Origin of the sequence: Spirulina sp. CCY15215 (genome assembly GCF_016888125.1) — a bacterium.
Classification (GTDB): domain Bacteria; phylum Cyanobacteriota; class Cyanobacteriia; order Cyanobacteriales; family Spirulinaceae; genus CCY15215.
Map to the genome: position 1 here is coordinate 1 of NZ_JACSWA010000461.1, position 20,333 is coordinate 20,333.

Sequence of the window (20,333 nt, forward strand, 5' to 3'; positions counted from 1 at the left end):
ATGATTCGCTTCGCTCAATTTCCTCTGTTGGCGGCGTTTCCGAGAACCGCTAACCCTGTCGGGTCTAACGGGAGTCCCCACGCCGCTTTTTTGATGGCGATCGCGCTTTAAGCTATGAATTATGAGAGATCAAAGATCAAAGGCGACAAGATAAAATCTCTTGGCGAGAGACTAACTTTTCTATATTTGCCTGACTTTCTTGAAGCAATTGAACTCGACTATCTAATGGCTGTGTCTTTGTTTGTCTCTCTTCAGGAAAAGACGGCACAAGATTCCTTGCGTGTAACGTCATGTGAAGTTGTAACTCAGCTACATACTCGCTAATATCTTCGTGGAATAATTCGGTTGTTGCGTGGATTTGTGGTAAAGCCAATGTTCTTTCCCCTCTAGAAACTCAATACTCGCAGAATACTTCATAGACCCTACCACTTGCCTTGCAGTTTTCGCCATTTAGTTATAGCTCTTAAACATATCTTAATATTTTATTGAGATTTGGTTACAAGAATTTTAGTCATGCTCGCGGGAGAGCGGTAGAGGGGCGATCAGGAAATTGCTCTGGTTTTAGCTTAACCGATCGCCCCGAGCAAGGTAGAGTAAAGCGAATTATCTGTACAATTAACTTTGTGTTGCGATCGCTTCACAGTTTAATCCTGACTTTGCCTTTTATAGAGTAGAAACGGAATCAGTAAATTTAATGTTAGTTTTTCGTCATCTAGTGGTTGTGAGTGCCGGAGCGGTCTTTGCTTTTGGTTATGGAGTGCCAGCGATATCTCAGGAATCGCTTACAGTGGATTCATCGATGGATTCATCCCCAAACCTTGGGTTGAGTCACCCCTCTTCAAACATAAATTTTTCTCCCTCGGCAGTAACAGAAAAACTGAACAAAAATCCAGCCTTGAAGGTTGGACAACCAGAAGTGCAGTCCGAAACCCGAGAGAGAATTGTTTTGGATAAAACAAGGAATCTCAACACCTCTTCCTTAGCCTCGAGTCCTAATGGTGATCTGGCTGAAGAGACTAACACCGAGGAGATATTCCTGCATCATGTCATCTTAAACACCCCAGCGTCTTCTGAAACCGAGGTTATCAAAGCAATTGTCCCTTCTGACTCTGCTCTGGAATTATCCTGGGAAGCAGATATTCCCAGGATAATTCCCGAAGACACCGAAGACTTGGCTCAAACTCCCTCAAGCCTTGAAACGACCCAATTGCCGGAACTGTCGGAAGATGAAGATGAAAATGAAACATTTCCCCTATTTCCCCCCCCTTTAGAGGAAGAAGTCGAGTTGGAACCCTCTCCCGATCGCCTCGATCTCGAGGAGGGCAATATTGAGAATAACAATCCGGGAACAATTGTTGACGAAGTTTCCCCCTTTCTCGACGATCCTATCGAAGAGCCTTCGATTCGAGGTCGTCAAGTTGTTCCTCCTCCGGAAAACCTCAATCCCAGTGGTAATCCCCTACTGTTTCCCACGGAACCCGATGAAGTTACCATCGATCTCTCGCAACCGATCACCTTAAATCAGGCGATCGCCCTAGCGCGTCGTAATAATCAAGATTGGCGCAAAGCCTGGCTCAATCTAGAAAAAGCCGATGCAGCCCTGCGAGAAGCCTTAGCAGCCAATTTTCCCAGCCTTAGTGCCGAGATTAATCTCAGTCGCACGGATTCTGCAACCTCAGAACTTTCCAATCGCCGCTTGAGGAATCGAGGTTTGAGCGCTTCTACTAGCAGCACCGCCACGAACTTAGTGGATGGAACTCTGCAATTAAGCTATACCCTCTATGATGGCGGTTCTCGTCCCGCTCAAATCCGCCAAGCAGAAGAAACCGTGCGCTTTAACCAATTGGAAGTCGAACGGGTGGTAGAAGAATTGCGCCTCAATACGGCTAATGCTTACTATGCCCTGCAACAAGCCGATGCGACGGTGGGGATCGAACAAGCTGCCGTGGATGCAGCCAAACAAACCTTACGAGATGCAGAACTGCTTGAACAGGCGGGTTTGGGGACGAGATTTGACGTTTTGCGAGCGCGAGTAGAACTGGCCAACAGTCAGCAGAGTTTAGTCAATGCTCGCGCCGATCGCAGGATTGGCCAGCGACAATTGGTACAAATATTATCTTTAGGGGAACAGGTTGAAGTCACCATCGCCGATAGCATCGAACCGGCGGGGATTTGGGATTTGTCCCTAGAAAATACAATTGTTCTGGCCTATCGCAATCGCGCGGAATTGGAGCAGCAGTTAGTTCAGCGAGAGATCGACGAACAACAGCGCCAAGTCGCCCTCTCGGTTCTCAGACCCCAAGTGAGCCTATTTGCCAACTATAATGTCGCCAATATTCTCAATTTTGGCGAGGGATTTGCCGATGGCTATGCGATCGGTGCGACCCTCTCCTGGAATCTGTTTGATGGGGGCGCAGCCCAAGCCAACAGCCGACAGGAGGAGTTAGATATTGAAATTGCTGAGGTCAATTTTGAGCAACAGCGCAAGAGCATTCGCTTTGAAGTGGAGGAAGCCCACGAAAATCTAACAGCCAGCGATGAGAATATTAAAACCGCGACCGTGGCGGTACAGTTGGCGGAAGAGAGTTTACGATTGGCTCGCTTGCGCTTTCAAGCAGGGGTAGGGACTCAAACCGATGTCATTGACGCGCAAACCGAACTGACGCGATCGCGGGGCAATTTACTCACAGCAATAGTAGGTTACAACCGCGCTTTGGTCGCTCTGCAACGGGCGGTGAGTAATGTTCCCGATAATCGCCTCTTTGATTTACCTTAATCAGGGAATGAGAAAACGGCGATCGCGCGATCGCCGCTTCCTCCTATCCAGAAAGATTTACATTTCGTTGCATTTCTTCATAGAATAAAAACTAAGATTGTCGTAAGGAGAACAGATGGCGAATATTACCTTTGTTAACGAAAAGAAAGAAGCGATCGCTGCCGATGGTGCAAACCTGCGGGAAAAAGCCTTGGGAAATGATATCGATCTTTATACCCTGAAAGGCAAGTTAATGAATTGCGGCGGATACGGTCAATGCGGAACTTGTATCGTCGAAATTGTCGAGGGAATGGAAAATCTTTCCGAACGGACGGATGTAGAAAAACGGAAGTTAAAAAGAAAACCCCCCAGTTATCGCCTCGCCTGCCAAACTATTGTTAATGGTCCGGTCAGCGTTAAAACAAAACCGTGAACAATTATCAATGAACAATGAAGGAAAATTAAGGGGAACCAGTGAATAATCCCCACAAATCCAACCGATCCAGCAAAATGAAATAATACCTTCAATGGCAGCGCTAATTTTTCCTAGCCATGAAAGATTTTCCTTTGCGTTTAGTTCTCATTGTTCCTTTTGTCTTACAGATTGGTTTCGCTGTCGGGTTAACCGGATGGCTCTCCCTTCGTAACGGTCAAAAAGCCGTCAATGAAGTGGCCGGAAACCTCCGACAGGAGATTAGCACGCGCATTGAAGAACACCTACGAGCTTATCTGGCCATCCCGCGAGGTACTAATGCCTTTAATGCTCAAACCATCTCTTGGGAAGAAGCCAGTATCTTTCGCGATCGCGCCTTAGAACGCCAGATGTGGCAGCATCTGCAAGTCTTTCCCACCTTAACCGCCAACTATTTCGCGACAGAAACAGGAGAATATGTTTCGGCCAAACGTCAAGGTAATGGGAGTTTATCTTTTGGCATTCGCGATCCGAAGCAGGATGAAATTACTCGCCGCTACCGCATCAATGAGAAAGGCGATCGCGCAGGAATTGACCAGCTTTTTCCCGATTTCGATCCCCGTCAAAGACCTTGGTACAAGACTGCCCACCGCACTCCAAAAATTGCTTGGAGTGAGGTTTATCCCGACTATACTGCCGAAGATTTAGCAATTACGGCGGTGCATCCCCTCTATGACGAAAACGGACGCTTGCAGGGGGTTTTAGGCAGCGATATTCTCCTGACCCGCTTTCGCGAATTTCTCCAAGAGATGGAAATCGGCAAATCGGGAGTTACTTTTGTGATGGAACGAACAGGAGCATTAATTGCCACCTCTCAGGAAATTTCTGTATTTTTTAGCGAAGAAGAACGACCCCGACGCATTCAGGCTCGCCGCGCCCCCGATCGCCTCATCCGTTTGACCGCCCAGCACCTGCAACAACAATTGCCTAACCTAGAAAATCTAGAAGACACGCAACAATTAAATTTTGCCCTTGACGATCGCACTCAATTCGTCCAAGTGACCCCCCTAGGAGACGATGCGGGCTTAGATTGGCTAATAGTTGTGACGATCCCCGAAACTGATTTTATGGGGCAAATTCACGCCAATACGCGCCAAACCATCGCCCTATGCGCTCTAGCTTTAATCCTCTCTACCGGTGCGGGTATTTTAACCGCTCGTTGGATTTGTATCCCCATTCTGCAATTAGCCGCAGTCAGCCAACAATTCAGCCAAAATTCAGACCGAGAGAGATTTTCCTCGGGCGATCGCCTGATTACTTCAGAAGCGATTACTTCTTTGACCACCTCAAATATCCGCGAATTGGGAATTTTAGGGCGTTCCTTCGTGCAAATGTTAAGAAAATTACAGGAAGTGCTAGAAACCCTCTCGAAAACCAATGCAGAACAAGAAAAAGTCGTGCAACAACGGACGCAAGCCTTAGAAGATAATCACCGCAAGTTACAAGAGCGAGATGAGATTTTAGTAATGTTGGCGAAAACCCAATCTCTCTATCAAGGAGATCTGCACGCTGCTTTTGCCGCCATTAGCCAAAAAACAGCCCAAACCCTTGCAGTGGAACGAGTGAGTATTTGGTTACTCGATGAGACAACTGGGGTGATGCGCTGCGAAGAAATTTTTCAGAAGAATCCCCCAACCCCCCATTTCCCAAACTCAACCCCTCAACTGGAATGGGCGATCGCCGATTATCCTCTTTATTTTCAACTCTTAGCCGGCGATCGCCCTCTTGCGGTCACTGACGCTCAAAACGATCCCCGAGTGGTGGAATTAAAAGCGACCTATTGGCAACCCTTACAGATTACTTCCTTTCTTGATGTTCCCATTCGCCTTGCAGAAAAAATTCGCGGTGCCATTCGCATTGAACGCACAAAAGTTCTCCATACTTGGACTCCCGAAGAAGAAAATTTTATGCGATCCCTCGGCAATTTAGTTTCCCTTGTGTTGGAAATGCGCGATCGCCAAGCCAGCGAAACCCGATTCCGCGATCTATTTCGTTCGGCTCCTATTGGCATGGCAGAATTGTCGGTAAAGGGGGCATTTTTGGATATTAATCCTTCCTTTTGCCATTTATTGGGCTATCCTTATCGGGACTTTGTGGGGGAGCAGTTTTATAATTTTCTCCATCCTGGCGATCGCCCAACCCTAAAAACAACCTTTCAACGCCTAATTGATAATGAAACCAGTGAAAAAAATTGGGAAGGGCGTTTCGTGCAGAAAAGCGGGCGCATTGTTTATGCCTCCATCGAGATTTATGTGCGACGAGATGCGATCGGCAAGCCTCTCTCTGCAATTTATCAAGTTCAAGATATTACCCAGCGCAAGCAGATCGAACTTGCCCTTGAAGAGCAAAAACAATACTTGCGTTTAATTCTCGATAATATTCCCCAACAAGTATTTTGGAAAGACACGAACTCTGTTTTTCTCGGTTGTAATGAGCATTGGGCTAAAGCGGCGGGTTTGGAAAGTCCTGAAGCTGTTGCGGGGAAAACTGATTACGACTTGATCCCCGATCGCGCTGTCGCAGACTACTATCGCGCCAAAGACAACTATATTATGACTTCCAATCAGCCGGAGTTACATAATATTTCCCTTAAATACCGCCCAAATAATGAAGGTAAACCCGTTTGGCTGGAAACGAACCGGGTACCCATCCACGATCGCGATGGCAATGTTATCGGTATTTTAGGTGTATTAGACGATATTACCCAGCGCAAGCGGGCAGAAGAAGTCATTCACGAAAGCGAAACTCTTTTAAATGCTACTTTTAATCAAGCGGCGATCGGCATTGCTCAAAGCGATCGCGAAGGAAAATGCCTGCGCGTTAATCAAAGCTATTGCGATATTTTGGGCTATAGCGAATCAGAACTCTACCGGTTAACTTTTCAAGATATTACTCACCCAGATGACTTTACCGCAGATCTCGGACAATATTTGCAATTATGGGCAAGTAAAATTATTACCTATAGTCTTGAAAAACGCTATATTCGCAAAGATGGCACGACAATCTGGGGCAATAAAACTGTTTCTTTAGTCTATGATTCTCAAGGACGACCCTGTTATGCTGCAGAAATTTTAGAGGATATCAGCGATCGCAAACGAGCAGAAATAGAATTACAACAAGCAAAAGAAGATGCAGAAGCTGCTAACCAAGCAAAAAGCCAATTTCTGGCTAAAATGAGTCACGAACTTCGCACACCTCTTAATGCTATTCTCGGTTTCAGTCAACTCTTAAATGACGCAGCCAATTTCACTGCTCAACAACAAAATTATTTGAATATTATTAATTATAGTGGAGAGCATTTATTGACTTTAATTAATGATGTACTTTCTATGTCTAAAATTGAAGCTGGACAAGTTACTTTTGCGGAAGATTGCTTCGATTTATATTGTTTATTGGATACGATTAAGGGGATGCTGCACCTCAAAGCCAAGAATAAGGGTTTAGAACTATTATTTCAAGAATGTACTGATGTTCCCCGTTATATTTACTCTGATGAAAATAAGTTGCGCCAAGTTTTAATTAATTTATTAGGAAATGCGATTAAATTTACCGAGAAAGGTCGGGTGATTTTACGGGTCAGTCAGTTGATTTTAGAGGAAACAGGGAACAGGCAAGAGGGAACAGGCAAGAGGGAACAGGCAAGAGGGAACAGGCAACAAATAACCCTTCATTTTGAGGTTGAAGATACAGGAGTGGGGATTGCAACCGAGGAGATGAATTTACTATTTCGACCCTTCGAGCAAACCCAAGTTGGACTTAATTCTTCTGAAGGGACGGGGTTAGGTTTAGCTATCTCTCAGCAATTTGTCCATTTAATGGGAGGAGAAATTACCGCAACTAGCATTCCCGATCGCGGTTCCATATTTAAGTTTACCATCCCAGTAGGTTTGGGAAATGTTGCCAATGTTACCAATATCTCTACTAATCTTCTGGCGATCGGCTTGGCACCCAATCAACCCGAATATCGTATTTTAATTGTTGATGATTCCCCAGAAAATCGGCATTTTCTGGCTCAAGTATTAGAGCAGCTTGGATTTACAGTTTCTGAAGCGAAACATGGGCAAGAAGCGATCGCCCTTTGGCATAATTTTCAGCCTCATTTGATCTGGATGGATCTACAAATGCCAATAATGGATGGTTATGAAACTACGCGAAAAATTCGGCAACAAGAAGAAAAGCAACAAAAAAATAGAGATAATTCGACAACAAAAGAATTCAATTCTGTTATTATTATTGCCCTGACTGCGAGGGTATTTGAGGAAGATTATGCCGTCGCAATGGAGGCTGGATGCGATGATTTTGTTCGCAAACCTTGTCACACTGAAGTATTATTGGAGAAGATGTCGCAATATTTAGGAGTGCGTTATTCCTATGCAGACACTACGATGGAACAAACCTACAATAGACAAGGGAATGAGTCGAGGGATGATTTGCAAGAAGAGTTGCTGAAAATGCCTTCGGAATGGATACTGGCTGTTAATGAAGCAGCAATGCAGTGCGATCGCACTCTTCTTTTACCTTTACTGACAACAATTCCTTCTGAATATAAATCCCTAGCTAAGGCGATCGAGATTTGGGTTGATGAGTTTCGTTTCGATTTGATTATTAATTTGACTGCACGAAATTAGTTTTTTAGACTCCAATTTGCTGTAATATGAGAATTTGGAATTTTTAGAGACTTAATTTTTAGAGATTTTTTTATGGTTGCCCTGGAAATTAGTACGCCAAAACCAGAAGAAATAACCCTGACAGACATTGCCAGAAAAACGCGAGACGTGGCTCGACAGCTTGCTCTATTATCAACAAAAGACCGCAATGATGCTTTAGAGGCGATCGCGCAAGCACTAGCAGCATCTACCACGGAAATTCAAGCAGCGAATCGTATTGACTGCGAAAGGGCTGAAAAAGAAGGGATTCCTCAAGCCTTATCTGCGCGGTTGAAACTGGGGGAAACAAAATTGAATGCCGCGATCGCCGGAGTGCGCGATGTGGCAAAATTGGCAGATCCGGTGGGAACAGTACAAATTTATCGAGAACTAGATGAAGGGTTAATTCTGAAGCGAGTCACTTGTCCTTTAGGGGTTTTAGGGATTATTTTTGAAGCACGTCCCGAAGCCTTAATTCAAATTACCAGCTTGGCAATTAAATCTGGAAATGGCGTTATTCTCAAGGGAGGGAAAGAGGCTCTCAATTCCTGTCAGATATTAACTAAAATTATTCATCAAGCCTTAGAAAAAACGAAAGTTAATCCCGATACCGTACAACTCTTAACCACACGGGCAGAAATTCGCGCTTTATTAGCATTAGATGAATATGTAGATTTAATTATTCCTCGCGGCTCTAATTCTTTTGTTCGCTATGTACAGGATAATACTCGCATTCCTGTTTTGGGTCACGCTGATGGAATTTGCCATTTATATGTCGATCGCGCAGCAGACATCGAGCAAGCAATTCCTATTATTCTGGATGCCAAAGTTGGCTATCCTGCGGCTTGTAATGCCATTGAAACATTACTCATTCACGCGGATATTGCCCAGGATTATTTACCTAAAATTGCCGAGGCTTTGCAAGGAAAAGAAGTCCAATTAAAAGGCTGCGATCGCACTTTAGAGTTTTTACCTGTAGACTCTGCAACAGAAGAAGATTGGCACACAGAATACAGCGATTTAATTCTCTCTATTAAGATTGTAGACTCGCTAGAAGCAGCGATCGCCCATATTAATCAATATGGCTCAAAACATACCGAGGCAATTATCACCGGCGATCGTGACGCTGCTGAAAAATTCTTGAACCAAGTTGATGCAGCCGGAGTATATCATAATTGTTCAACTCGTTTTGCTGACGGTTTTCGTTATGGTTTTGGCGCAGAAGTGGGAATTAGCACCCAACAAATGCCCCCCAGAGGACCCGTAGGATTAGAAGGATTAATCACCTACAAATATCAAGTTACTGGCAATGGTCACATTGTTGCGACTTATTCTGGTAATAATGCTAAACCTTTCACTCATAAAAATCTTGATGAATAATCTTGAACAATAGAAAATGGATGCAATTAAAATAACAGGAATTCGTGCTTACGGTTATACAGGCGCTTTACCGGAAGAACAGGTTTTAGGACAATGGTTTGAGATCGATCTAGTTGTTTGGCTGGATATAGAAACAGCTGCTAATAGTGACGATCTCAAAGATACTTTTGATTACCGCGAGACGATTAATCTGGTGCGACAGATCGTGCAAACAGAAAAATTTGCCCTGATTGAAAAACTAGCAACAGTTATTGTTGAGAAACTATTAACCTTTGCAAAAATACAGCGAGTACAAATAGATTTAACAAAACTGGCTGCACCGATCCCCGATTTTGGCGGCCAAGTCACGATTAGTTTGACGAGATCATTAGATTCACATTGATTCACATTATTGAGGAATTGCGATCGCCTGCTGCCGGAAAAAGTGATAGAATTATTCCTTAAAGACTCATTTTTCTGATGAAAATAGCTCTAGTTGTCGAAGATAGCAAAACCGAACAAGCCTTTATGCAACGCACTCTAACCCAAGCGGGCTTACAGGTCGTATTGGTGTCGGATGTTGATAACGCTCACGGTAAAATGGCAAGTAGCAAACCCGATATTATCTTTCTAGATGTCATTCTCCCAGGCCAGAGCGGTTTTGAGTTTTGTCGGGAACTCAAACTTAATCCCGAAACCAAAAATATTCCCGTGATTATCTGTTCCACCAAAGGAACAGAGGTCGATCGCACTTGGGGAACTATGCTAGGTGCAGATGCCTATTTGGCCAAACCCATCGATCCCGAAGAATTGAAAAACACGGTAGATCGCTTTATTTAGGGCATTTATTCAAGAACTGGGATAGAGAAGGGAATGAGTCGTCATGGAGACATCAAGGAGAAAAATTGGTTTCTTGTCGGGATTTTCCTCCTCCTCGGATTGCCAAAGCGCCACGTATTGCGCCAAACGACCGAGATTAGCCTGACGCGAAGAACCAGGTAACTCCTGCACGATCGCTCTGGGTAAATCAAGGGTACTCGGTAATTCATCAATTTCAATCCCACACAATTGTCCTTGATTATTGCGAATTAGAATGAGATACGCCCCAGGACAAGGACGGCGATCGCCACTTTCCCATTCTTCCAGAATCCAAATTAAGTTTAATAAGAGAACAGTTTCCCCTTCGATTTCTAGCAGTCCCGCATCATCAAAACCTTCATCAAGTTCCGGAGGACGAGGAATAATTTTTAAAACGGCCTTGAGAGGAAGGGCAAAAAGATAATGAAGTACCGGAAAAATAATCACCCGGACAGTTTGAGGCTCTTGGATTGTATTGCTCATGGGAAACTGCTGCAAGAATGGAGCGGCGATCGCGGATAAGTCTACCCTATCTTAAAAGTAAAAATCAGCATAAAAGCGATTGCCCCGCCATGTTTCCCCTTCCGTGGTGAATTTTCAGCCCGTCCCGGAGCAAAAAAGGCGATCGCCGTCTTTCCTCTTCAGACAATCTGTAGCAGTTGCAACAAAGAACCGCTTGACCTATCATAGAAATTGCGGTATGACTTCGCGAGGGAAGTTATCCCCAACGACCAAAGACAAATTGGAAAGTTGGAAAAGTGGGTGGTACCCGCTTTTTTTGTTGAGTCTAGTTTCTGTTGACACTATCCCGTGAATTTTTTCTCTTAATTTCTTGATTGTGACTCATCCTTTGATCCCCCAAATTCTCGAACTCGCAACCCCCATCGCCGAAAAACTGGAACTGGACGTAGTGGGAGCCGTTTATCAAACCAATAAACATCCCCCCATTTTGCGCGTGGATATTCGCAACCCTAACCAGGAAACCAGCTTGAAAGACTGCGAACGGATGAGTCGCGCCCTAGAAGAACATCTCGATACAATCGAACTTATTCCCAATGCTTATGTCTTAGAAATTTCCAGCCCCGGAATTTCCCGTCAACTAACCACAGAGCGAGAATTTACTACATTTAAAGGCTTTTCCGTCCTCGTTAAAACCTACGCCCCCTTTGATGGGAAAAAAGAATGGCAAGGACGGCTTCAGGGTCGAGATGAAACTAGCCTCTATCTTAATCAGAAAGGTCGCACCATCGCTATCCCGCGAGAGGCGATCGCTAAAATTCAACTTTGGGACAAAGCTGAAAGTTAAAGGAATTTTAGACCCCTACACCCCATCACTTAAGGAGATATTCCCGTGTCCCTAGTTATTTTGCCAGGACTCAAAGAAATGCTCGAAGAGATTAGCGTTCAATATCACCTCCCGGAAATTGAAGTCCAAGAAGCCCTGCGGGAAGCCCTGTTAAAAGGTTACGAACGCTATCGGCGATCGCAGCAACTCGAAAAACGCATTCAGTATAGCGAAGATTATTTCGATAATTTCGATGTCGAACTCGATACGGAAGAAGAAGGGTTTTGTATCCTCTCCACCAAAACGATCGTGGCAGAAATTGAAAATACCGATCAATATACTACCGATCATCATATTTCCCTCGAAGAAGTGCAAAGTTTGCTGAAAACCAAAGAACAAGACAACACAGAAGAGGCCTTTCTTCCCGAAGTCCAGATCGGAGAGGCCGTCGTTTTGGATGTCACCCCAGACCAAAAAGAATTTGGACGCATGGCCGCCATTCAAACTAAACAAGTTCTGCTGCAAAAACTGCGCGATCGCCAGCGCAAAATGATTCAAGACGAATTCAAAGACCTAGAAGGAACTGTCCTCAACGCCCGCATTCTCCGCTTTGAACGTCAGTCCGCGATCGTCGCCGTTACCAGTGGTTTTGGCAAACCGGAAGTGGAAGCAGAACTGCCCAAACGGGAACAATTACCCAACGATAACTATCGCGCCAATGCTACCTTTAAAATTTTGTTAAAAAAAGTTAAAGATGGTATCCATCGCGGTCCTCAACTCCTGGCTTCCCGTGCAGCAGCAGGTTTAGTTGTGGATTTATTCGCCACGGAAGTCCCAGAAATCGAAGATGAAGTCGTTCGTATCGTCGCCATTGCCAGGGAAGCTAACCCCCCCTCTCGCCATGTCGGTCCCCGCACAAAAATTGCTGTGGATACCCTCGAACGAGATGTAGACCCCGTGGGTGCTTGTATTGGTGCCAGAGGCTCCCGCATTCAAGCCGTAGTCAACGAATTACGCGGGGAAAAAATCGATGCCATTCGCTGGTCTCCCGATCCTTCCACCTATATTGCCAACGCCCTCAGCCCCGCTAAAGTTGATGAAGTGCGCCTAGTGGATGCCGAAGAACGTCAAGCCCTCGTGTTAGTTCCCGAAAACCAACTCAGCTTGGCGATCGGCAAAGACGGGCAAAACGTTCGCCTGGCTGCCCGTCTCACCGGCTGGAAAATCGATATTAAAGATACAGCCGCCTTTAAAGTCGAACAGGCCACCCGTAGTGCAGTAACTTCCGAAACCGAGGCTAATCTTGAAGAAGAATAATAATTCTCCTCCAGTGGGACGATCCGCCAACAAAAAAAAATGAGAAAATAGCAGTTACGATGCTCTCAATTTTGCCAGCCAATGCCAGATAAATTAAGGACAGGAGGTGAAAAAATTCTTGAAACCAAACCTGCGACGCTGTATTTCCTGCCGCAAAATTGCCCCCAAAAATGCCTTTTGGAGAATTGTTAGACAAACAGGAGGTGATGTCAATTCCAAGCAAACGGTACAATTAGATAAAGGCATGGGACGGTCTGCTTATCTCTGTCCCCAACGTGACTGCCTCGAGGCAGCCCAAAAGAAAAACCGATTGGCGCGATCGCTTAAAGCAAACGCCCCCCAAGAGGTTTACCAAAACATCTATCAGACGCTACGATCGCGCCTGGCAGCGATCGACAAGCGCAATTCCCACCCACCTTAACACCCAAATCATCACACCTAAATTATGAAAGCCAGCAATGTTTAATCAACCATTACACCCAAACAACCATCGAGCGCGAAAACGGGGACTATTGCATGAACAACGGAAAAACCAGAATTTACGACTTATCTAAAGAACTCAATTTGGAAAACAAAGACATTTTAGATATTTGCGGCCGACTCGACATTGCCGTAAAAAGTCACAGCAGTACCATTACAGATACACAAGTCGAGCAGATTAGAGCGTCCGCCAAAACTTACCGACCCTCTCATCCTAAAAACGAGCGCAATTCCCACTCAAAATCCCGAGAGGAGCGGGAAGCTGCGGAAAAATCCCTGCGTCCCAAGGGTCCTCGCAAACCCCAAATTCGCGGCATCCTTAAGAATGAGCCCCATTCAGAGCGCGGGCAAACTTCCCCGATGATTTCCCGACCGAATGGCCCCAATAACCCGAAACTTGTCACTCCTCCCAATCGTCCTCTGAAAACCAAACCTTCTCCCCCCAGGGCTGCCTCAGAAGCCTCCAGCGTGCCGCAGGTTCGCACCCCGCAACGAGAACAAGAGAGAGAAAAAGTCTCAGAAAAACAGGGGGTAGAGCAGTCGCTCCCCTCGTTGAATGGCGCTCCCCAACGTCCATCTGGCTCAAATTCTGCTAAACAGCAGGCAAGCCGTCCGGGACAACAGGTTAAACCAGAAGAAACAAGCGAACTCCTCCTGCCCCCGAGCCGGCCTCAACCCCCCTCGGCCAAAAAAACTGACGAGCGACCCACTCCTCGCAAAGGGAAAAAGTCTGATTCGTCCAGGAGCGATCGCCCCCTTGAGGAGGTACCAAGACCCATATCCTCTAAACCCGAGCGGAAAAGTTCTGGCAGTAGAACAGAAGTTAAAACCGATGGGGTGATGGTTGGTGCAAGCAGTAAAAGCAGAGACGGTAATAAGGAAAGAAATAAAGACCAAGACGCAAAGAAAGCGAAACCAGGTGCAAAACTGCAACAAAAACCGCAAAAACCAATTCCATTACAACTGCGGAAACCTAAAGCGATCGAGGAAATAGCCTCTGACGATCTCGATGATGGGATAATTGTTGAAGACCAAGATGTTTTTGATGGAGATCCCCTTCTCGCCTCTTCCGAACGACCTCAGCCCAAACTCAAACGTCCTAACGTCAGTCGTAAGCCTAAAGTCTGGGAAGAAGAGGAAGAAGACGCAGATGGTAAAGCCAAAGCTGGTAAAGCAGCCAAAGCGGGCAAGGCAGGCAAAAAGCGGAAAGCGTTAATTATTGACGACGAAGACGATGAATTCGATGTCGATCGCAACAGCCTTGTTGCACCCGCCGCCGTGAGTCTCTCCATCGCTCGTCCTGCCAAGCCGGCGGGTAGTCGCGTCAAAGCGGCTCCTACGGCCAAAGCGACGAAAAAACCCCCTGTTAAGGCAGATCGAGATCGTGCCAAAGAAGAGTCTCGCAATAAAACCGAGCGGAAAGTTGCGGCAAAACCTCCCGAAAAAATCGCTTTAACGGGGAGTTTGAGTTTGCGAGAATTGGCAGAACTGATCAATATGCCAGAAACGGAAATTATCAAGCATCTTTTCTCTAAGGGAATTGCGGTTAATATTACCCAGACTCTAGATGTTGATACTGTCAAGATGGTGGTAGAAGAATTGGGAATCGAGACAGAAACTCAAGAAGTCCAAGCTGCTGCAACTAAGAGCGAGATGCTTGATGTAGCAGATTTGGAAAACTTGCAGTTCCGTCCTCCGGTTGTGACAATTATGGGTCACGTGGATCACGGCAAAACAACTCTCCTCGACTCTATTCGCAAAACCAAGGTTGCTCAAGGGGAAGCTGGGGGCATTACTCAGCATATTGGTGCTTATCATGTCGATGTGGAACATAACGGCAAGATGCAGCAGGTGGTCTTCCTTGATACTCCAGGTCACGAAGCCTTTACAGCGATGCGGGCGCGGGGAACGAAGGTGACAGACATTGCTATTTTGGTGGTGGCGGCTGACGATGGGGTACAACCACAAACCAAAGAGGCGATCGGTCACGCTCGAGCGGCAGAAGTTCCCCTGATTGTTGCGATTAACAAAATCGATAAAGCCTCTGCTGAACCCGATCGCATCAAACAAGAATTGACGGAACAAGGTTTGGTGTCGGAAGAATGGGGTGGCGATACGATTATGGTCCCGGTGAGCGCAATTAAGGGAGAGAATTTAGATACTCTCTTGGATATGATTCTTTTGGTGGCAGAACTTGAAGAACTTTCCGCGAATCCCGATCGCTCTGCCAAAGGGACTGTCATTGAAGCCAACCTCGATAAAACACGCGGTCCAGTAGCTACTCTCTTGGTGCAAAATGGAACTTTGCGAAGGGGAGATTGTTTGGTTGCGGGGGCTTCCTTCGGGAAAATTCGCGCCATGATTGACGATCGCGGCAATCGGGTAGATACCGCCACTCCTTCTTTTGCGGTGGAGGTATTGGGAATGAATGATGTTCCCGCCGCCGGAGACGAGTTTGAGGTCTTCCCCACGGAAAAAGAAGCTCGGGCAGTGGCAACAAGTCGCGCCTCGGTAAACCGAGAATCTCGCTTGCAACAGGCAATGTCCCGTCGCGTTTCTTTAAGCACGATTTCTGCCCAAGCACGAGAAGGAGAACTCAAGGAACTCAATCTCATTGTTAAAGCCGATGTACAGGGTTCTGTGGAAGCAATTTTAAGTTCCCTGGAGCAATTACCACAAAATGAAGTACAAATCCGCGTATTGCTTTCTGCACCTGGAGAGGTGACGGAAACTGATGTGGATTTGGCGGCGGCAAGTGGTGCGGTTATCGTTGGTTTTAATACTAATTTAGCCCTCGGTGCTGCCTCGGCGGCCGATCGCGAAGGGGTAGATATTCGCGAATACGATATTATCTATCAACTTTTGGATGATATTCGCGCGGCGATGGAAGGGTTACTCGAACCGGAAGAAGTGGAAGAACCTTTAGGAACTGTAGAGGTTCGGGCGGTCTTCCCTGTGGGCAAAGGTTCTGTGGCGGGTTGTTATGTCCTTTCTGGCAAGGTCGTGCGTAACCGCCGCTTCCGGGTGCTTCGCAATGGAGAAGTCGTCTATAGTGGCGTTCTCGACTCCTTACGACGGGTTAAGGAAGATGTGCGGGAAGTCAATGCTGGTTACGAATGCGGTATTGGCATCGCTAAATTCAACGCTTGGCAGGAGGGGGATATTATTGAGGCTTATCAAATGGTCATGAAGCGCCGAACCCTCTCGCCAGTATAATTTTAGTTACCAGTTACCAGTCACCACTTACTATGAACTCATTTCGCTCGCAACCTTTTTTGTGGATTCACCTTGCAGGTTTAGCTGTCGTCCCTTTGAGTTTATTGGCGGTATGGCTGGGACTGGCGGCGGGAGATCCGGTGCTTCCTTATGGGCTGGAAATTGCTTTTTTGGCGATCGCGGGGATTCTCCCGATCGCCTGGATGCAATGGCAGCGACCTTTTGATATTTTTAGTTTATTGGTACTGGCGGTTCGTCCCGATCGCCTGACCCTCGAACAGCGTAAGATTTTGCGCTTGTTGAAAACTTTAAAAACCCGCATCGCCGCGATCGCCGTTGCCATTTTTATGATTTGGGCGATTTGGCAAATTTACTCCCTGGCTCCTCTAGCTGCGATCGCCACCCCTTTATCAAGTCCCTGGCATTTACTGGGCTTATTATTGGCAGCGATTGCTTTTCTCTGCGCTAATCTTTTCCTACAAGTTCCTATTAGCGTCCTCGGGGTTTTACTCACTTCAGACTCTCGTTTTGAGGAAGTTGAACCCTACGAAATAGAAAATATTGGGCAAGATTTCTCTATTTTTGGTATCAGAATTGATAATATTTTGGCGATCGCATCTCCAGAAATATCTGCACCTGAATCGACAAAAGAACAATCTCTAGAACAATCTCTAGAACAATCTCTAGAACAATCTCTAGAACAATCTCTAGAACAACCTCTAGAACAATCTCTAGAACAACCTCTAGAACAATCTCTAGAACAACCTCTAGAACAATCTCTAGAACAATCTCTAGAACAACCTCTAGAACAATCTGTCAATCCCTCTACAGATGGTAATTTTAACAAGGAAGAAAAACCTGAATAACTAAAAATTATTCTTTTGATAAGCGATCGCCAATCGTAGAGAATTAAGCAGATTTTGTGTAATCTGCATCATAATGGAGAGAGAAATCAAGATATTATAAAAATATTGTGAAAATATTGTTAACCTTGGAGGTGCAAATGCCCAGTTCGACAGCAACGGATTTTTCAGCACAAACTGGCAATACCAACGATTGTGAGGTTTGGTGTAGTTTAAAAGAGGCGATCGCCAATAGTTCCGGATTTCAGCGTTGGATGCTAGAACGACAACTCAAAAATGCTCCTGGTGATCAAAATGGTGATCAACTCGATCGAATCGATAGCTTGGTACGTTCTTATTTGCGGGAAACTTTAGAAACCTTAGCTTACTAAACTTTGCGATCGCTTGAATCCCATTTATAGCAATCATTAGAGTGAACTTGTTGGAGTCGATTGCTCCTCAAGGATTTTATCAGATCCAACCAAGAGTAAGTTCTCAATTATATACTAGAAGATAGAACTTCAAAAGATTGAGAACTGGCAATGACTCCAAACCCCGCCATTATTAAATCTGTCGAACAACTTGGATATCGCGTTACTGTGGGCGATATCGCGGCAAAAGCTGGATTAGATATCAACTTAGCACAGCAAGGATTATTGGTTTTAGCATCAGATTCGGGTGCGAATTTGCAAGTTGCTGAATCTGGCGATATTGCCTACGTTTTCCCGAAAAATTTTCAAGCCATTCTCCGCAATAAATATTTACGCTTGCGACTGCAAGAGTGGTGGGACAAAATCTGGAATGTCCTTTTCTACTTGATTCGGATTTCCTTTGGCATCCTTCTGCTTCTTTCTATTGTTTTGATCTTTCTCGCGATCTTTATTATCATTATTGCTCTCAATTCTTCTAATGATAATGATTCCGGTGGGGGAGGTGGGGGAAGTTCCTCTAATTCTAGGGGAGGTGGTGGATTTGGGTTTTTTCCCCGTTTTTGGTTTTGGTCTGATTTCTTTTGGATTTTTAACCCCAGTTACGGTTACTCAGACCATTCTCGGCGACAGAGGCGATCGCCGTCATCTTCCTCGGAAAAAAGCGAACTCAACTTTTTAGAAGCCATTTTTTCCTTCTTATTTGGAGATGGTAATCCCAATATTGACTTAGAAGAGCGACGTTGGCAAGAGATCGGTCGCCTAATTCGCAAGAATAGTGGGGCGATTATTGCCCAGCAAATCACTCCCTATCTCGATGAGATCGACGCGATCGCCCTTGAAGAAGAAAGTTATATGTTGCCTATCCTATCGCGATTTAACGGTTATCCTGAAGTCTCTCCTGAAGGGGAAATTATTTACTATTTTCCCGAATTACAAGTAACAGCAGGAAAACAAAAAGCAACCTCAAAATTGACTAAGATTCTACCCGAACATCCCTATCATTTCAGTGCTGCGGGAAGCGGTCAAATTATGGGGGCGATCGCCTTGGGAAGCGTGAATATAATTGGTGCCTTAACCTTATGGTCGTTAATGCAGGGAAATGTTGCTGCTCAAATTGGCGGTTTCGTTGCTTTTGTCGCTTCTATTTATTGGCTATTATTAGGATATGGTATTGCCTTTTTTGCTATCCCTTTAATTCGCTATTTTTGGATTCAACAGAAAAATGCAAAAATTCAACAACGCAATAATCAGCGTATTCAACGGGCGGAAAAATTAGAAAATCCTGATGCAATTATCCAACAAAAACTCGATTATACTCGTCAATTTGCTCGGGAGCAAATTATCGGTACAGAAGAGTTAAGCTATTCGACCGAAACAGATTTAATCGACCAAGAATTAGATAATCTAGAAAAAGGCGATCGTGAATGGCAAAAGCGTTTAGAATCCTAGATAGTGAATCCTAGATAGTGAATTTTAGATAGGCTTCTGACAGGACTTGAACCTGCAACCCCCTCATTACAAGTGAGGTGCTCTACCAGTTGAGCTACAGAAGCGCGATAAGAGCTACATCTTCAGATAAACGCGCCACGCAAATAATGCGTTGTATTTAAGCTAAACTACCCTTGCAACTCTAGATGATAGTGTAGCAAATTTTATCTGATTTTGGGAAGTGCAAGGGCAAAAAAATCAACTCCATCTACTTTTCTAAATCCCTACCGCATCCTACGAGTAACCATTTCTCGGCGACTCCTAGCACCATTTGTATCAATATTCAGGGGACGCGCTTGTGCGTTAATTCCTTCCGCATTCCATGCTTCTGACATGGCAGCAGCTACTTCTTTTGCTTTCTGAAAATGGGTTAAAGCGAGTAAAGAAGGACCAGCCCCACTAATTACCATACCATAAGCACCTGCTTCCATAGTTGCTTTTTGTACTGCTTTATAACCTGGAATCAGAATTTGACGATAAGGTTGGTGAATTTTATCTTGTAGTGCTGTTCGCAACCATTTTTCATCTCCTTTTTCTAACCCTCTTAAAAGCAATCCCATACGAGAAATATTAAAAATTGCATCACTGCGACTGACTTCAAGAGGAAGAACCGATCGCGCTTTTTCGGTTGACAGGGTAAAATTGGGTACTGCGATCGTGGGAATAATGCTTTCATGCCAAGGGATATCGCAAATTTGCCAACTCATACCGAGTTCGTTTTGACTAGCCGTGGCAAGGCGACATCCTCCTAATAATGCGGGGACGATATTATCGGGATGTCCTTCAATGGCGATCGCCAATTGCAAAATCTCAACATCACTTAAAGGTGTTCCCGCTAATTGATTTGCTCCCAATAGTCCCCCAATAATTGCGGTGGCAGAACTTCCCAATCCTCGTGCCAAGGGGATACTCATTTTAATATTAATCTCTACAGCAGGGGGATCTTGGTCGAGATGTTCGTAAAGTTTAGTAAATGCTTGATAAACTAAATTTGTTTTATCCTTACTAATTAAAGAAGAGTGAGTACCTGGTACATTGATTTTAACATTTGGCGCGTCGGGTTCTTCCAGACAGATAAACTCGAATTGATTATACAACGTTAAAGCAACACCGATACAATCAAAACCGGGGCCGAGATTAGCAGTAGTTGCGGGAACAGTAACAGAGGCGACTAGAGGCATTCA

The 20,333-nt window shown here is 45.2% G+C and carries 16 protein-coding genes and 1 tRNA gene; 13 read left to right on the forward strand and 4 right to left on the reverse strand.

All coding sequences use genetic code 11. From position 1 onward, the window contains the following. Positions 1–136: 136 nt before the first annotated feature. Positions 137–373 carry a hypothetical protein gene (locus JUI58_RS14810; protein WP_239121485.1) on the reverse strand — a complete coding sequence of 79 codons (237 nt, stop codon included), beginning with the start codon at positions 371–373 and terminating at the stop codon, positions 137–139. A gap of 522 nt (positions 374–895) precedes the next feature. On the opposite strand from JUI58_RS14810, the gene JUI58_RS14815 reads away from it, so the two are divergent. The 6 genes from JUI58_RS14815 (at position 896) to JUI58_RS14840 (ending at position 10,072) form a co-directional block, all read left to right on the forward strand. Beyond that, a complete protein-coding gene (locus tag JUI58_RS14815) occupies positions 896–2,776 on the forward strand; it encodes a TolC family protein (RefSeq protein WP_204104570.1) in 1,881 nt (626 codons plus the stop codon). Between the two features lie 115 nt (positions 2,777–2,891). Beyond that, positions 2,892–3,188 (forward strand): 2Fe-2S iron-sulfur cluster-binding protein, encoded by a 297-nt coding sequence (locus tag JUI58_RS14820; RefSeq protein WP_204104571.1) that lies wholly within the window; start codon positions 2,892–2,894, stop codon positions 3,186–3,188. A 119-nt stretch (positions 3,189–3,307) separates the two neighbouring features. Then, positions 3,308–7,855 (forward strand): PAS domain S-box protein, encoded by a 4,548-nt coding sequence (locus JUI58_RS14825; RefSeq protein WP_204104572.1) that lies wholly within the window; start codon positions 3,308–3,310, stop codon positions 7,853–7,855. A gap of 72 nt (positions 7,856–7,927) precedes the next feature. Then, on the forward strand, positions 7,928–9,253 hold the full coding sequence (locus tag JUI58_RS14830) for a glutamate-5-semialdehyde dehydrogenase (RefSeq protein ID WP_204104573.1): 1,326 nt from the start codon (positions 7,928–7,930) through the stop codon (positions 9,251–9,253). A gap of 16 nt (positions 9,254–9,269) precedes the next feature. After that, the gene (folB, locus tag JUI58_RS14835; protein ID WP_204104574.1) at positions 9,270–9,635 is read left to right on the forward strand and encodes a dihydroneopterin aldolase; all 366 of its coding nucleotides are present in this window, start codon (positions 9,270–9,272) and stop codon (positions 9,633–9,635) included. 77 nt (positions 9,636–9,712) lie between these two features. Further along, positions 9,713–10,072: a response regulator gene (locus JUI58_RS14840; RefSeq protein WP_204104575.1), complete on the forward strand. Its 360-nt coding sequence runs from the start codon at positions 9,713–9,715 to the stop codon at positions 10,070–10,072. A 9-nt stretch (positions 10,073–10,081) separates the two neighbouring features. On the opposite strand, the gene JUI58_RS14845 is transcribed toward JUI58_RS14840, so the two are convergent. After that, entirely contained in the window at positions 10,082–10,573 is a 492-nt protein-coding gene (locus JUI58_RS14845; protein ID WP_204104576.1) for a chemotaxis protein CheW, read from the reverse strand. A 355-nt stretch (positions 10,574–10,928) separates the two neighbouring features. Here JUI58_RS14845 and rimP point away from each other — a divergent pair, with 355 nt between their 5' ends. The 7 genes from rimP (at position 10,929) to JUI58_RS14880 (ending at position 19,110) form a co-directional block, all read left to right on the forward strand. After that, positions 10,929–11,396 carry a ribosome maturation factor RimP gene (rimP, locus tag JUI58_RS14850; RefSeq protein ID WP_204104577.1) on the forward strand — a complete coding sequence of 156 codons (468 nt, stop codon included), beginning with the start codon at positions 10,929–10,931 and terminating at the stop codon, positions 11,394–11,396. A 45-nt stretch (positions 11,397–11,441) separates the two neighbouring features. Further along, a complete protein-coding gene (nusA, locus tag JUI58_RS14855) occupies positions 11,442–12,692 on the forward strand; it encodes a transcription termination factor NusA (RefSeq protein WP_204104578.1) in 1,251 nt (416 codons plus the stop codon). Positions 12,693–12,810: 118 nt separating this feature from the next. Then, positions 12,811–13,113: a YlxR family protein gene (locus JUI58_RS14860; protein WP_204104579.1), complete on the forward strand. Its 303-nt coding sequence runs from the start codon at positions 12,811–12,813 to the stop codon at positions 13,111–13,113. A gap of 95 nt (positions 13,114–13,208) precedes the next feature. Continuing rightward, positions 13,209–16,388, forward strand: coding sequence for a translation initiation factor IF-2 (gene infB, locus JUI58_RS14865; protein ID WP_204104580.1), 3,180 nt, complete (start codon positions 13,209–13,211; stop codon positions 16,386–16,388). 32 nt (positions 16,389–16,420) lie between these two features. After that, positions 16,421–17,254 carry a low-complexity tail membrane protein gene (locus JUI58_RS14870; protein WP_204104581.1) on the forward strand — a complete coding sequence of 278 codons (834 nt, stop codon included), beginning with the start codon at positions 16,421–16,423 and terminating at the stop codon, positions 17,252–17,254. A gap of 137 nt (positions 17,255–17,391) precedes the next feature. Then, positions 17,392–17,622, forward strand: a complete 231-nt coding sequence (locus tag JUI58_RS14875) for a hypothetical protein (protein ID WP_204104601.1) — start codon at positions 17,392–17,394, stop codon at positions 17,620–17,622. A 150-nt stretch (positions 17,623–17,772) separates the two neighbouring features. After that, entirely contained in the window at positions 17,773–19,110 is a 1,338-nt protein-coding gene (locus JUI58_RS14880; protein ID WP_204104582.1) for a hypothetical protein, read from the forward strand. A 31-nt stretch (positions 19,111–19,141) separates the two neighbouring features. On the opposite strand, the gene JUI58_RS14885 is transcribed toward JUI58_RS14880, so the two are convergent. Beyond that, a tRNA-Thr gene (locus JUI58_RS14885) sits at positions 19,142–19,214 on the reverse strand. A gap of 159 nt (positions 19,215–19,373) precedes the next feature. After that, positions 19,374–20,330 carry a homoserine kinase gene (gene thrB, locus JUI58_RS14890; RefSeq protein ID WP_204104583.1) on the reverse strand — a complete coding sequence of 319 codons (957 nt, stop codon included), beginning with the start codon at positions 20,328–20,330 and terminating at the stop codon, positions 19,374–19,376. Between the last annotated feature and the right edge of the window lie 3 nt (positions 20,331–20,333).

Coding starts and splice junctions, on each gene's coding strand:
- JUI58_RS14830 (WP_204104573.1), top strand. CDS start 7,928: ATGGTTGCCCTGGAAATTAGTACGCCAAAACCAGAAGAAATAACCCTG.
- JUI58_RS14840 (WP_204104575.1), top strand. CDS start 9,713: ATGAAAATAGCTCTAGTTGTCGAAGATAGCAAAACCGAACAAGCCTTT.
- JUI58_RS14825 (WP_204104572.1), top strand. CDS start 3,308: ATGAAAGATTTTCCTTTGCGTTTAGTTCTCATTGTTCCTTTTGTCTTA.
- infB (WP_204104580.1), top strand. CDS start 13,209: ATGAACAACGGAAAAACCAGAATTTACGACTTATCTAAAGAACTCAAT.
- JUI58_RS14870 (WP_204104581.1), top strand. CDS start 16,421: ATGAACTCATTTCGCTCGCAACCTTTTTTGTGGATTCACCTTGCAGGT.
- JUI58_RS14820 (WP_204104571.1), top strand. CDS start 2,892: ATGGCGAATATTACCTTTGTTAACGAAAAGAAAGAAGCGATCGCTGCC.
- JUI58_RS14880 (WP_204104582.1), top strand. CDS start 17,773: ATGACTCCAAACCCCGCCATTATTAAATCTGTCGAACAACTTGGATAT.
- JUI58_RS14845 (WP_204104576.1), bottom strand. CDS start 10,573: ATGAGCAATACAATCCAAGAGCCTCAAACTGTCCGGGTGATTATTTTT.
- thrB (WP_204104583.1), bottom strand. CDS start 20,330: ATGCCTCTAGTCGCCTCTGTTACTGTTCCCGCAACTACTGCTAATCTC.
- folB (WP_204104574.1), top strand. CDS start 9,270: ATGGATGCAATTAAAATAACAGGAATTCGTGCTTACGGTTATACAGGC.
- JUI58_RS14875 (WP_204104601.1), top strand. CDS start 17,392: ATGCCCAGTTCGACAGCAACGGATTTTTCAGCACAAACTGGCAATACC.